The following is a 13,081-nucleotide window of genomic DNA, read 5'->3' on the forward strand; positions in this document are numbered from 1 at the left end:
CCATGGGTGACTTCTACTCCTATTTCTTCGACCATCTGCCGGACGTGTGGTCGGGACTGTGGGTGACGATCGAGGCGACGGTCTTCGGCTCGGTCGTCGCCCTCGCCCTGTCCTTCGTCTTCGGCTTCATGGCGAACAGCAGGCCCGTGCTCGTGCGGGGGGTGTCACGGGTGATCGTGGAGTTCTTCCGCGGCACCTCGCTGTACGTCCAGTTGTTCTGGCTCTACTACGCCTTCCCGCTGGTGTTCGGGTACGAGCTGTCGCCGCTGTTCTGCGGCGTGGTCGCGTTCGGCATCAACTACGGCGCGTACGGCTCCGAGGTGGTGCGCGGCGCACTGAACGCCGTACCGAAGGCGCAGTGGGAAGCGGCCGTCGCGCTCAACATGACACCGCTTCAGCGCATGCGCCGGGTGATCCTGCCGCAGGCCTGGGTGCAGATGATCCCGCCGTTCACCAACCTGCTGATCCAGCTGCTGAAGGCGACCCCGCTGCTGTGGCTGATCTCCGCCGCCGACCTGACGACGGTGGTCGAGCAGATGCGGACCCGCACCGGCGAGACGACGGCGGCCTACCTGACCCTGCTGGTCATGTACTTCGTCCTGGCCTACGCCCTGACCCTGCTGATGAACGCGCTGGAGCGGCACGCCAAGACGCGCCTCGGCCAGCGCCCCGGTGCCCGCAGCCTGCTGCGTTCCCGTAGCGCCGAGGCCGTGAAGAAGTCCGAGATCGCGGGAGGTGCGCTGTGAACTACCAGTGGGACTGGGACGCCGTCAGCGAATCGCTGCCGCTGCTGTGGGACGGCTTCAAGACGACGCTGCTGGCGACCGTGCTGGGGTCACTGGTGGCCGCCGTCCTCGGGCTGGTCGTCGCCATGGCCGGACGGGCGCCGACCCGGCTGGTGACCATCCCGGTGCGGGCGGTCACCGAGTTCATCCGGTCCACGCCCCTGCTGGTACAGCTGGTGGGCGCCTACGCGATCTTCAACACGGTCGAGCCGCTGACCATCGGCATCGCGGTGCTCGGCATCCACTACGCCTCGTACCTCTCCGAGGTGTACCGGGCAGGCATCGACGCCGTACCGAAGGGCCAGTGGGAGGCCTGCCGGGCGCTGTCCATGTCACCGCGGCGGACGTGGCAGGCCGTGATCCTGCCGCAGGCGGTGCGCAACGTGCTGCCCGCACTGGGCAATTACGCGATCGCCATGTTCAAGGAGACCCCGTTCCTGGCCGTCATCACGGTCAGCGAGATGGTCGCCGAGGCCCGGGAGTACGGGGCGTTCCACTTCGCGTACGCCGAGACGTTCACCCTCGCGGGCCTGATCTTCCTGCTGGCGAGCTACCCGACCTCGCTTCTGATGAGAAAGCTGGAGAAGCGCCTTGGCCACTGACCCTCTGCAGAAGACCGACCCCGAGGGCGTCGCGCCGAAGAGCGACGCCGCTCCCGGCCACCTGGTGCAGTTCGACGAGGTGGTCAAGCGCTATGGCGACCATGTCGTCCTCGACCACCTGAACTTCACGGTCCAGCGCGGGCAGCACGTGACCCTGATCGGCCCCAGCGGCTCCGGCAAGACCACCATCCTGCGCCTGCTGATGACGCTGGAGCGGATCAGCGAGGGACTGATCATGGTGGGCGGCCAGCCGCTCTCCCACATGGCCGGGCCGGACGGCAGCCTCAAGCCCGCGAGCGAGAAGCACCAGCGTCGGATCCGCAAGAAGATCGGGATGGTCTTCCAGCAGTTCAATCTGTTCCCGAACATGAACGTGCTGCAGAACATCACCGAGGCACCGGTCAACGTGCTCGGCATCGATCGCGCCGAGGCGGAGGAGCGCGCCAAGGAGCTGCTCGACCTGGTGGGTCTCCGGGAGAAGATCACCGCACATCCGACCCAGCTGTCCGGAGGGCAGCAGCAGCGGGTCGCGATCGCCCGTGCGCTGGCGATGCGGCCGGAGATCCTGCTGCTGGACGAGGTGACGTCCGCGCTCGACCCGGAACTGGTGGCGGGCGTCCTCGACGTCCTCCGCGACATCGCGCACAGCACCGACATCACGATGCTCTGCGTGACCCACGAGATGAACTTCGCCCGGGACATCTCGGACCGGGTCATGATGTTCGACTCCGGCCGGGTCATCGAGTCCGGCGCGCCGGAGAAGATCTTCGGTGATCCGAAGCACGAGCGGACCCGGGAGTTTCTCAGCGCGGTTCTCTGACAGTGACTCTCGGATCGGTGATTCTCCGATCGGCGATTGCCCGATCAGTGCTTCTCCGGTTACGGGGAGTGGATACGGAGCGAAGAGGGAGCACACGCGGCAAGGTGCGAGGTCCGGCAATTGGGGCATGCCCAATGTGCCATGACCTTGACATATGCCAGCGTGCGGCCTCCCTGTTGAAGGGGGTGAACCGCGCCATCAATCTCGTCAACAGGAGCCCGCAGCAGACGCTTTGGCGGCTATCGTGGAGAAAGCCCAGCTGTTCGGGCTGCATCGTTTTCCAGCCGGGCCCGCCATAAAAGCGCAGGGGGAAACCGTGGCGCTGATGCACGAGCCGACCGCGCCGTACCACTCGGCCCAGGACGCACTCCGCGTCCTGGAGAGGGTGTCGCGGCACTCGACCGGTGTCACCGACGCCGAACTCGCCCGCCAGACCCGTCTCGGCACCGAGCGGCTGACCGCACTGCTGCGGATGCTGCGCCGGGAGGGGTATGTCGAGCAGATCGCCGACGGCGCGTACGTCGCCGGTGCCGCCCTGAGCCGGCTCGGTTCCGCCCACGGCCGCGACCAGGCGCTGCGCGAGAAGCTCCAGCAGACCATCGACCGGCTGCGCGACTCGGTCGGCGCCGCGATCTACATCAGCCGCTACATCGACGGCGAGGTGCACGTCACCCAGTGCGCCACGAGCCCCTCGACCCCCGCGGTCAACGAGTGGGTCGACTTCCGCTCCTCCGCCCACGCCAGCGCGGTCGGCAAGAGCCTGCTCGGCCAGCTCGACCACAACGGCCGGCGCGACCACCTGGCCCGCCACAAGATGGCCCGCCTCACCTCGCGCACCATCACCAGCGAGCGGCTCCTGCTGTCCCGTCTGGAGGCCCAGCCGCCCACAGTGCCGGTGCTCGACCTCCAGGAGTACGCGGTCGGCACGGTCTGCGCCGCCGTCCCCATCACGGCGGGCTCCTCCGTCGGCTGCCTCGCCCTGTCCCTGCCGGTCGAGCACGCCCACCGGCTCCGGCAGGCCGCGGAGGCGCTGAACCGGGGGGCGACGCCGGTCCTGCTGTCGCTGGCGATCTAGGCCGCCCGACCCGATGATCCAGCGCGCGGCCGGGTGGTCAGAAGCACCCCTGCGGACCAGGTAGTATTTCTTTTGTCGCCGACCGCGAGAGCGGGAGGCGGGAGTCATGCGCCGCTAGCTCAGTTGGTTAGAGCAGCTGACTCTTAATCAGCGGGTCCGGGGTTCGAGTCCCTGGCGGCGCACCTTGGTGAAGGCCCTCCACAGCAGTGGGGGGCCTTCACGCATGTCCCAGTACGTCCGACAGGGCGCGCACCGTCGGGGTCGTGTACAGCAGGCGCAGCGGAAGCGGGGGCGGACCGCGTGTCCGCAGGGCGGTGCCGAGCCGGATGGCGTAGTCCGGTCTCCGGCCCGCTCGTCTGCGGTCGCCCAGTCGATAACGGGTTCGCGCCACAGCACGGGCCACCGGTCGGGGAGGGCGAGTCAGCTCCCGGAAACCTGGGCGCCGTCCCGACGATCGCCGTACGCACCACTCGCCCCCTCCGCGCCGGCTCCTCGGACGGCGTACAACCTGAGCAGGTAGACCCCCGCGACCACGATGGCGACCCCGTGGGACCAGGGCACGACGGTGAGCGCCGAGAACGATTCGAGGGTCGCCGACACCGCGATCATGCCGAGCCCGAAGCCGAGGTTCTCTAGGAGGCGAGGAGGTCGGCGTACGCGTCGGTGTCGGTCACCAGCACGCGTACGCCGGGGAGTTCGAGGCCGTCCAGCAGGGGCAGACGGGCCCGCTCGGTGATCAGGACGCGGCACTCGGTGTGCAGGACGTCGCGGGCCAGTTCGGGGCCGCGCCGGGTCGGATTGATCCCGGCGACAGCGGCTCCGGCGAGGGCGGCCGCGCTCAACCACAGCGGATACTCGGGGGTGTTGTCGAGCAGCACCCCGAGATGCGGTTCGGCGCCGGGCGGTAGCAGATCGGCGAGCAGCGCCGCCCGAGCCGCCGCGCCCGCCGCCACCCGGTGGTGACTCAGGACCCGCCCCTCGAACCACAGCCCCGGGCGGTGGTCGCCCCATCGTTCCCGCACGAGCTCCGCGACGGTACGCCTCATGGGCCCCATGGGGGCGCACCATAATTGACGCACCATCAGATGAGGAGGGGCACAACAGCATCCATGCCCTCCGTAGGGTCTACATCCCGCCGAAGAACCCGTCGCTCTCCGCCGACATGTGGTGGTACGTGACCATGAAGCCGACGCAGAAGGCGACGATCACGCCCAAGAACACCAGCATGCCGATCGTGCCGGCGGCCGCCTTGACCGGGCTGGGCGCCTGGGCCGTGGCCTTCTCGGGGCGCTCGGCCGCGTAGTGCACGGTGACGATGTCGCCCTCGACGACGGTCGAGGGGCCGTTAGCCTCCTCGAAGCGGACCGTACGGCCCTCGCGCGTCATGAACTCGTAGACGTGGTGCAGGGTCGTGGTCACGGAGGTGTCGCCACCGCCGCCGCTGGTCGTCGTGTACGAGCGCAGGCAGCGCGCCTCGGCGGTCAGTCCGCTGCTCCAGGCACTCCTGAGCTCCAGCCAGCGGCGGACCACTTTGGCCGCCGCGAGGAGCACCACGGCCATGATCAGTCCGGGTATGGCGTAGAAGAAGACGTCCATGACATTCCCCCGTGTTCGCGCACGCGCGCGTTCGCTGCAGCTCCCTGCACGCCGTCATGGTCATGTCGGCGTGCAGGAAACATACCCGCGGGTAGCGCGGCCGCGCCTCAAGAGATCCTCAGAAATCGGGCGCCGTCAGAACGTGACGTCCGCGCACGAGTAGAAGGCGTTCGCGGTGTCCGCGATCGTCCACACGCCGAGGATGATGTGGTGCCCGCTCTTGCCGGTCGGCAGCGAGCCGGTGTGCGAGAACGTGGACGGGGGGCGCTGTCCGTTGTAGGGGACCGTCAGGAACGGGGTGGTCTCCAGGTCCGCGCGGGTCAGCGCGTGGTTCTGGTTCCAGCCGGTCTTGGTGATGAAGTACTTGAAGTCGGTCGTGGCGTGCACGGCCGTGAACTGCCAGCGGAAGCTGTAGCTCTGACCGCTGGTGACCTTGGTCGTCGGCCAGGCCGTGCCCGCGGGGGTCTTGGGCTGGTCGAGCCGGCTGAAGTTGGTGTGGTTGGCGGAACAGATCCGGCCGTCGGCGGGACCGGCCGCGGGGAAGCCCTTCGGGCCCTCGACGCTCTGGGGCTCCCACTGGATGTCACCGCAGTTGGCGACGGTGCCGCCGTTGGCGGCGCACATCTTCTGCCGGCTGAGGGGCTGGTCGGTGTAGCCGTGGGCGCTGGCACCGCCGGTCGAGAGCACGAAGGTGCCCGCGGTGACGAGGCCGAGCGCGGCCGCGTAGAACTTGGCTCTGCGCATGCTGCCGCTCCTGGAGGACGTGGGGGAAGTTCTCGTGAGCTGTGCGCGCGACGTTCAGGTCTAGACCAAGTTCCAGAATATTGCCGGTAGTTGAACATGTCCATACCAATCACGGTGAGCTTTCCCTGCGCCCCGTGTAGAACGCCACCGTCAGGTCCTTCACCAACGCCTTGCGCTCGTAGTCGTCGAGTTCGACCAGCCCCCGCATGGTCAGCCGGGTCACCGTGTCCTCGACCGAGTCGACGACGGAGGTGAGCACGGTGTCGCGGTGCTGGGCGTCCAGCGCCGCGATCCGGCGGCGCTGCATCACGGCGGCCACCTCGGGCGCGTACTCGATCCGGGTCGGCTGGGCCGAGAACACCTGGAGCCCGACGGGTGCCGTGTCGGCGGCGATCAGCCGGGTCAGCGCCTCGCCTACCGCGTCCGTGTTGCGCAGGGTCACGTCCTTGACGACGGCCGGCGGCACCTCGGCCGGAAGTTGGGAGAGCACCCGGGAGAGCGCCGCCTCCACGCACTCGCGCAGATACCTCTGGTGGTCCTCGACGCCGAGCGTGGCGCGCGCGGTGTCCTTGACGCGCCAGACGACGAGCACGACCACCCGCAGCGCGACCCCGTTCACGTCGACCACGGACATCGGCTCACTGCGCCAGTGCCGCAGCCGGACGTCGACACGGCGGCGCAGCACCAGCGGGTTGACCCACATCAATCCGGTGCGCCGGACCGTGCCACGGTAGCGCCCGAAGAGACCGAGCACCCAGGCCCGTCCGGTCCGGCCCCGGGCGAGCCCGCCGAAGCCGAACAGGCCGAGCGCCCCGGCCCCGGCATACGCGGCCCACTGCGCGGGCCCGAGCCCGGCGCCCGCATGCCCCGGAACCTCCAGCGCCTCCAGGACGGGCGGCGGCAGCGCGCCCGCCCACCACGAGGTAAGCGCACATCCGGCCACACCACAGGCCCCGGCCAGCACTCCCGCCACTCCGGGCAGCACCCGGGCCGGTCGCTCGACCAGTTCGGGGTCGACCTCCGGGACCGGGCGTGGGGCCCTGCCTGGTGCGGGCCGCCGGATCCGCGGCTGCTCACCGGTGCCGCGCCGCCGGCCCACGACGGCGGGCGCGAGGGGCACCGAAACCGGCTCGGGGTCGTCACGGAAGAGCAGGTGGACGGGGATCTCGGTGGTCGCCTCGTTCTGGATGAGCCGCGCGGACCGCGTACCACCTGCCTCCGATGCCGATACCGGCGCCGATACCGGTGCCACTGCCGAAACAGGAGCCGATGCCGATGCGCCCGAGCCCGCCTCTGCCCCTTCGGGCTCCGGGTTGTGTGAAGTCGTCGTACTCATACGTGCCTCCATGCCTCCGCGCCTGGAAGTTTCGTAAGAACTCGGATGTCGCCCGAATGTGCGATGTCACCCGGCTTCGGAATCTCACCGAGTTCGGGATATCGCCCGGAACCCGGGATTTCGTACGCACTCGAACGGGTCTTCAGGAGAAGAGCCGCCGCCATGTCTCCGGTCCCGGACAACCGTCCGCCGCGCCGCCGCGCCAGCCCTGAGAGCGCTGGAACGCCTCGACGTTGCGCCGGTCCGCCTCGCCCCAGCGCGGTCCGGGAGCCGTTGTGTAGTACTTGCCGAACCCCTTCTTGACCAGCTGCTTCCCGAGCCGGGTGACGTACTCGTTGTGCGCGCCCGGCCGGAACATCGCGCGCCCCGGATAGCCGGGCACCCCGTGCGAGGAGGCGCCCGAAGTATCCGTGGAACCCTTCGCCCCGGGAGGCCCCTCGACCCCGGAGTCACCCGTCACCGCACCCGGAATGTCCTTGCCCTTCCTGCCCACCAGGTACGACCACGTCTCGGCCCCCGGCATCCCGTCCGCGTCCGCTCCGGCCCAGCCCTGCGCCCGCTGGAAGGCCCGGGTGGCCTGCCGGTCCGCGTCCGACCAGCGCGGTCCCGGGCCCGTGGCGTAGAAGCGGCCCGCGCCCCGCTCCGCCAGGAGGCGGCCCAGCCGGGTGACGTATGCGTTGTTCGCGCCGGGACCGAAGTACGCGTCCCCCGGATAGACGGTGCTCTTCGCGTCCGACGAGGACTCGCTCGCGCCGCTCGCACCCTCGGTCAGCCCCTTGTAGCGATAGGCCACATAGCGGTCGGAGTTGCTCCAGTACGCGTACGGGGTGGCCTGTTTCCGGGTGTGCGGGCGGGTCTGCTCGTAGGCGAGGTAATAGCTGTGCGTGTAGTCCGTCCAGCCGCCGAAGAGGACGACGTGCGAACCCTTCTCGGGATCGTCGGGATTGTGGAAGAGAAGAATGTCGCCGGGCTGCAGCTGGTCGCGGGAAATCCGCTCGCCGAGGGTGCCCAGGGTGCCCGTCCATTCGTTTCCCGGCAGGCCCCAGACCATCGAGACAAAGCCGGAGCAGTCCTGTCGGTACCCGTCCGGCCAGTACACGTACATGTCGTACGGCACCTGCGCGGCGACCCACTTCTTGGCCCGGTTGATGATCTCGGCCCGGCTGGTCGTGTGCACCTTGGCCACGTTCGAGGGTTTTCCAGGACTCGCCGGTTTGCCGACGGGCCCGTGCAGCGGGGCCTTGCCGCCCTGCGGGGTGTCGGGCTCGTCACCTGTGGGAATGCCCGGCCGGGCGGGTCCGTGCGCGACCGCGACGGCCGGCACCGGCTGGCCCACGCCGAGGACGGTGCCCGCCGCGGCGGCGAGGACGAGCGCCTTGCGTGTCGCCGGATGGCCCAAGGGCCCCGAAGGCGAGGAACGCGGCATGACGCGCCGCCAGTGAACGCATCCGGGGCAGTCGCAGTCGCTCGCTGGATCGAATTCCTCGAATACCGGAGCCGCCATGCGAATCCCCTCACACTCCAGGTGGAAATGTCCGCAGTTCTGCACATTCGTCAGTTTCTCAACTGTCCTCCGGTGTCGCATGTTGACGGTCCGAATGATGTACAGGACCCCTCCGACCTGGCCCGGAGCCCTCCCCCCGCGGTCCGGGGCACCCCACCCGGTCGGGTAGAGTTCTCGGGTCAGCAGGCGCCGCTAGCTCAGTTGGTTAGAGCAGCTGACTCTTAATCAGCGGGTCCGGGGTTCGAGTCCCTGGCGGCGCACCGACCGGTGGGGCCCTCGCAGCTGCGAGGGCCCCACCGTCGTACGCGCACGCCGACCTCAGCCTCGTACACGCATCCCAATGAGCGCGTATGACCGGTTAACACCGCGTTTCGCATCTTGCGATCATGATGGACGGCGTAGAACCCTGGGCTTCAAGGGACTGTCGATACATGACGGTTGGGGGCTTGGCCGGTTGCGGGCGTGGGGGGGTTGGGGGCCTCGTTCATGAACAGATGCCGAGGGGGGGCATCATGCAACCGGAAGGTCGTCGTTCCATGTCTATAGGGTGTGGATGATGTGGTGACGCTGGCCTGCCAGTGATGCGTCTGTGACGGTCGAGGGGGACCCGAGCGGACGACAGGAACCGACGAACACGCACCTGACGGTGCGTGCGGGGGGATGACTCATGACGTCGACGCCGACGGGCGCCCGGCAAAACTTCGACCCGTCAGAGACGACCCAGCTCAGGGTGCCATCGCACCGGACGGGCGGCTTCCGCAGGATCAAGAAGTCGCTTCCGAGATACGACTACGAGCACTACAGCCGGCTGGCGGGACCCCTCACACAGCCCGACCCGAACAAGCCGTACAAAGTGCAGTACCGCTCGCTGCTGTCGCAGGAGCCGCACCGCATCAGGGCCGCGCTCATGCTGGGCGCCGCGCCGCTGCTCTCGCTGATCCTGCTCGGCTGGCTGCTCCAGCCCGAGCACTGGACCGAACGCGACTACCCGGCCTACGACTTCCTGCCGGCCCTCGACATAGTGATGCTGGTCTCGATCGGCCTGATCGAGTTCTTCCGCTGCATGAACGTGCTGTCGAACGCGCACGCCACCCTGGTCGCCCGCGACCCCATCCCGGTGGTGCCCGAGACCGGCACCAGAGTCGCCTTCCTCACCTCCTTCGTGCCCGGCAAGGAGCCACTCGCCATGGTGACGAAGACCCTGGAGGCGGCCGTCAAGCTGCGCCACCGGGGCCTTCTGCACGTCTGGCTCCTCGACGAGGGCGACGACCCCGAGGTGAAGGAGGTGTGCACGCGCCTGGGCGTGCACCACTTCTCCCGCAAGGGCGTCGCGAAGTGGAACCAGGCCAAGGGCCCGCACCGCGCCAAGACCAAGCACGGCAACTACAACGCCTGGCTGGAAGCCCACGGCGACGACTACGACTACTTCGCCTCGGTCGACACCGACCATGTGCCGCTGCCCAACTATCTGGAGCGGATGCTCGGCTTCTTCCGCGACCCGGACATCGGCTTCGTCATCGGCCCGCAGGTGTACGGCAACTACGACAACCCCATCACCAAGGCCGCCGAGTCGCAGCAGTTCCTCTTCCACGCGCTGATCCAGCGGGCCGGCAACGCCTACGGCGCGCCGATGTTCGTGGGCACCTCCAACGCCGTACGCATCAAGGCGCTGAAGCAGATCGGTGGTCTGTACGACTCGATCACCGAGGACATGGCGACCGGCTTCGAGATCCACCGCCACAAGAACCCCGCCACGGGCAAGAAGTGGCGCTCGGTCTACACCCCGGACGTACTCGCGGTCGGCGAGGGCCCGAACGCCTGGACGGACTTCTTCACCCAGCAACTGCGCTGGTCCAGAGGCACCTACGAGACGATCCTCAAGCAGTACTGGAAGGGCTTCTACTCGCTGCCGCCGAGCAAGCTCTTCAACTACACGATGATGATCATCTTCTACCCGATGTCGGCCCTCAACTGGATTCTCGCGGCGCTGAGTTGCGCGCTGTTCCTGGGCCTGGGCGCCTCGGGCGTGAACATCGACCCGACGGTCTGGCTGATGCTGTACGGCAACGCGTCCGCGCTGCAGATCGGCCTGTACGTCTGGAACCGCCGCCACAATGTCTCCCCGCACGAGCCCGAGGGCTCGGGCGGGGTGGCCGGCATGGTGATGTCGGCGCTCTCCGCGCCCATCTACGCCAGGTCCCTGATGGACGCCGTGCTTCGCCGCAAGAGCAAGTTCGTGGTGACGCCCAAGGGCGATTCGGCAAGCCCCGACACACTGTTCGGGACCTTCCGGATCCACCTGTTCTTCATTCTGGTCTTCGCCGGCTCCATCGTCGCCGGTGTCATGCTCGGGCACTCCCACCCCGCGATGATCACCTGGGCCACCTTCGCCCTGCTGATCACCGCTTCGCCGATCTTCGCCTGGCGCTGGGCGATGCGCCAGGAGCGGAAGAAGCCCCCGGCGCCGCCCGAAGCCGCAACCGTTCCTCCCCAGGCCTCCGTGCCGCAGCAGGAGCAACACGCCCCGCATTCGCCGCAGCACAAGCCCACCTGGGCCGCGAACGGCGGGAATGACCAGACGATGCAGATCACCCTTGGGGGAAGTAAGAAATGAAAGACGGTGCCCGCCGCCGCCGCGCCCGCCGCCTCGGGATAACCGGGGTGGTGGTGCTCGCGCTGGCCGGGATGAACGGGCCGTGGCTGTATCGCTTCGGGACGGACAAGTACCACCAGTACACGATCAACAAGCCGGAGTACAAAGCCGCGAACGGTCACTGGGACATCATCGAATTCCCCAAGGAGCTCCGGCAGAACACGATTCACGCGTCGTTGTTGCACACCGGCAAGATCCTGATGGTGGCCGGCTCGGGCAACAACCAGGACAACTCGAACGCGAAGAAGTTCGACTCCCGCCTGTGGGATCCGGTCAAGGGCACCATCAAGAAGATCCCGACGCCCAGCGACCTGTTCTGCACCGGCCACACCCAGCTGGCCAACGGCAATCTGCTGATCGCGGGCGGCACCAGGCGATACGAGAAGCTGAAGGGCGACGTCACCAAGGCCGGCGGCCTGATGGTGGTGCACAACGAGAATCCCGACAAGCCGATCACGTTGCCCGCCGGCACCAAGTTCACCGGCAAGGAGAACGGCAAGACGTTCGCCTCCAAGGACCCGGTGCTCGTGCCGCGCGCCAAGAAGATCTTCGACAAGGCGACCGGCAAATTCCTGCGCAACGACCCGGGCCTGGGCCGTATCTACGTGGAGGCGCTGCGGCGCGGCGCGAAGTACGAGACCGGAACGCAGGACAACTACCGGGTCCAGGGCCTGACCGGCGCCGACGCCCGCAACACCTACGGCATCGCGCAGAAGCTCGCCCTCGACAAGAAGGACTTCCAGGGCATCAGGGACAGTTACGAGTTCGATCCGGTCGCCGAGAGGTACATCAAGGTCGACCCGATGAACGAGGCCCGCTGGTATCCGACACTGACCCCGCTGCCGGACGGCAAGGTCCTCAGCGTCTCCGGCCTCGACGAGATCGGCCAGCTGGTCCCGGGCAAGAACGAGATCTTCGACCCGAAGACCAAGAAATGGACGTACACCAAGGGCATCCGCCAGTTCCCGACCTATCCCGCCCTCTTCCAGATGCAGAACGGCAAGATCTTCTACTCGGGTTCGAACGCGGGATACGGTCCTGACGACGTGGGCCGCGACCCAGGCATCTGGGATGTGGAGACCAACAAGTTCACCAAGATCCCCGGGATGAGCGACCCCGACATCATGGAGACATCCGGCACGGTGCTGCTGCCGCCCGCGCAGGACGAGAAGTACATGGTGATCGGTGGTGGCGGCGTCGGCGAGTCGAAGAAGTCCACCAACAAGACCCGCATCGTCGACCTCAAGGCGAAGAACCCGCGCTTCGTGGACGGGCCCACGCTGGAGAAGGGCACCCGCTACCCGCAGTCCTCGGTCCTCCCCGACGACACGGTGCTGGTCTCCGGCGGCTCCGAGGACTACCGCGGACGCAGTGACTCCAACATCCACCAGGCGCGGATCTACCACCCGGACACCAACACCTTCGAGCAGGTCGCCGACCCGCTGGTGGGTCGCAACTACCACTCGGGCTCGATCCTGCTGCCCGACGGCCGCGTGATGTTCTTCGGCTCGGACTCGCTCTACGGCGACAAGGCCAACACCAAGCCCGGGATCTTCGAGCAGCGCGTCGAGATCTACACCCCGCCGTACCTGTACCGGGACTCGCGGCCCTCGCTCAGCGGCGGCCCGAAGACCATCGCCCGCGGTGCCTCGGCGACCTTCGCCTCGCAGCACGCCTCGTCCATCAGGACAGCGCGCCTGATCCGGCCCAGCGCCACGACCCATGTCACCGACGTCGACCAGCGGTCCATCGCCCTGGACCTGAAGAAGACGAAGAACGGCGTCACGGTCACCATCCCGAAGAACCGCGCACTCGTCGAATCCGGCTGGTACATGCTGTTCGTGACGGACGACCAGGGCACACCGAGCAAGGCCCAGTGGGTCAAGGTGCCTTGATCCTTTTGAGCGTTACGTGACTGGGGGCGCCCTCCGCCTGTGCGGCGGAGGGCGCCCCCAGTCACGTACAG

At 68.0% G+C, this 13,081-nt stretch carries 11 protein-coding genes, 2 tRNA genes and 1 pseudogene; 8 read left to right on the forward strand and 6 right to left on the reverse strand.

Going from position 1 to position 13,081, the window contains the following annotated elements; all coding sequences use genetic code 11:
* Positions 1-2 precede the first annotated feature (2 nt).
* The 5 genes from ehuC to OG390_RS19300 all read left to right on the forward strand — a co-directional run bounded on the left by ehuC (position 3) and on the right by OG390_RS19300 (position 3,464).
* Positions 3-746 (forward strand): ectoine/hydroxyectoine ABC transporter permease subunit EhuC, encoded by a 744-nt coding sequence (gene ehuC, locus OG390_RS19280; protein WP_406169528.1) that lies wholly within the window; start codon positions 3-5, stop codon positions 744-746.
* The gene (gene ehuD / locus OG390_RS19285; RefSeq protein ID WP_406169530.1) at positions 743-1,387 is read left to right on the forward strand and encodes an ectoine/hydroxyectoine ABC transporter permease subunit EhuD; all 645 of its coding nucleotides are present in this window, start codon (positions 743-745) and stop codon (positions 1,385-1,387) included. The genes ehuC and ehuD overlap by 4 nt, the downstream gene beginning before the upstream one ends.
* Positions 1,377-2,207, forward strand: coding sequence for an ectoine/hydroxyectoine ABC transporter ATP-binding protein EhuA (ehuA, locus tag OG390_RS19290; protein WP_406169531.1), 831 nt, complete (start codon positions 1,377-1,379; stop codon positions 2,205-2,207). Before ehuD ends, ehuA begins: the two co-directional genes overlap by 11 nt.
* 316 nt (positions 2,208-2,523) lie before the next feature.
* Complete coding sequence (locus OG390_RS19295) at positions 2,524-3,282, forward strand: IclR family transcriptional regulator (RefSeq protein WP_406169533.1); 759 nt, start codon at positions 2,524-2,526, stop codon at positions 3,280-3,282.
* 108 nt (positions 3,283-3,390) lie between these two features.
* A tRNA-Lys gene (locus OG390_RS19300) sits at positions 3,391-3,464 on the forward strand.
* A 238-nt stretch (positions 3,465-3,702) separates the two neighbouring features.
* Here OG390_RS19300 and OG390_RS19305 read toward each other — a convergent pair.
* From OG390_RS19305 to OG390_RS19330, 6 genes and pseudogenes are all read right to left on the reverse strand, one after another.
* On the reverse strand, positions 3,703-3,891 hold the full coding sequence (locus OG390_RS19305) for a hypothetical protein (RefSeq protein ID WP_406169535.1): 189 nt from the start codon (positions 3,889-3,891) through the stop codon (positions 3,703-3,705).
* Between the two features lie 29 nt (positions 3,892-3,920).
* Positions 3,921-4,337 (reverse strand): annotated as a pseudogene (locus tag OG390_RS19310) (AMP-binding protein); the annotation flags it as partial.
* 70 nt (positions 4,338-4,407) lie between these two features.
* Complete coding sequence (locus tag OG390_RS19315) at positions 4,408-4,878, reverse strand: DUF3592 domain-containing protein (protein WP_406169537.1); 471 nt, start codon at positions 4,876-4,878, stop codon at positions 4,408-4,410.
* 135 nt (positions 4,879-5,013) lie between these two features.
* A complete protein-coding gene (locus tag OG390_RS19320) occupies positions 5,014-5,622 on the reverse strand; it encodes a lytic polysaccharide monooxygenase (protein WP_406169538.1) in 609 nt (202 codons plus the stop codon).
* Positions 5,623-5,731: 109 nt separating this feature from the next.
* Positions 5,732-6,958 carry an SPFH domain-containing protein gene (locus OG390_RS19325; RefSeq protein WP_406169540.1) on the reverse strand — a complete coding sequence of 409 codons (1,227 nt, stop codon included), beginning with the start codon at positions 6,956-6,958 and terminating at the stop codon, positions 5,732-5,734.
* Between the two features lie 142 nt (positions 6,959-7,100).
* Positions 7,101-8,462: a peptidoglycan-binding protein gene (locus tag OG390_RS19330; RefSeq protein ID WP_406169542.1), complete on the reverse strand. Its 1,362-nt coding sequence runs from the start codon at positions 8,460-8,462 to the stop codon at positions 7,101-7,103.
* Positions 8,463-8,648: 186 nt separating this feature from the next.
* Here OG390_RS19330 and OG390_RS19335 point away from each other — a divergent pair.
* The 3 genes from OG390_RS19335 to OG390_RS19345 all read left to right on the forward strand — a co-directional run bounded on the left by OG390_RS19335 (position 8,649) and on the right by OG390_RS19345 (position 13,010).
* Positions 8,649-8,722 (forward strand) — tRNA-Lys (locus tag OG390_RS19335).
* Between the two features lie 407 nt (positions 8,723-9,129).
* Complete coding sequence (locus tag OG390_RS19340) at positions 9,130-11,076, forward strand: glycosyltransferase family 2 protein (protein ID WP_406169544.1); 1,947 nt, start codon at positions 9,130-9,132, stop codon at positions 11,074-11,076.
* Positions 11,073-13,010 (forward strand): galactose oxidase-like domain-containing protein, encoded by a 1,938-nt coding sequence (locus OG390_RS19345; protein ID WP_406169546.1) that lies wholly within the window; start codon positions 11,073-11,075, stop codon positions 13,008-13,010. Before OG390_RS19340 ends, OG390_RS19345 begins: the two co-directional genes overlap by 4 nt.
* The last annotated feature ends 71 nt before the right edge of the window (positions 13,011-13,081 follow it).

The organism is Streptomyces sp. NBC_00996 (assembly GCF_045162675.1).
Lineage (GTDB): Bacteria > Actinomycetota > Actinomycetes > Streptomycetales > Streptomycetaceae > Streptomyces.

Excerpts from the sequence above, each read along its gene's own strand:
- ehuC (WP_406169528.1), top strand. The coding sequence starts at position 3 with ATGGGTGACTTCTACTCCTATTTCTTCGACCATCTGCCGGACGTGTGG.
- OG390_RS19305 (WP_406169535.1), bottom strand. The coding sequence starts at position 3,891 with ATGATCGCGGTGTCGGCGACCCTCGAATCGTTCTCGGCGCTCACCGTC.
- OG390_RS19315 (WP_406169537.1), bottom strand. The coding sequence starts at position 4,878 with ATGGACGTCTTCTTCTACGCCATACCCGGACTGATCATGGCCGTGGTG.
- OG390_RS19320 (WP_406169538.1), bottom strand. The coding sequence starts at position 5,622 with ATGCGCAGAGCCAAGTTCTACGCGGCCGCGCTCGGCCTCGTCACCGCG.
- OG390_RS19325 (WP_406169540.1), bottom strand. The coding sequence starts at position 6,958 with ATGAGTACGACGACTTCACACAACCCGGAGCCCGAAGGGGCAGAGGCG.
- OG390_RS19330 (WP_406169542.1), bottom strand. The coding sequence starts at position 8,462 with ATGGCGGCTCCGGTATTCGAGGAATTCGATCCAGCGAGCGACTGCGAC.
- OG390_RS19340 (WP_406169544.1), top strand. The coding sequence starts at position 9,130 with ATGACGTCGACGCCGACGGGCGCCCGGCAAAACTTCGACCCGTCAGAG.
- OG390_RS19345 (WP_406169546.1), top strand. The coding sequence starts at position 11,073 with ATGAAAGACGGTGCCCGCCGCCGCCGCGCCCGCCGCCTCGGGATAACC.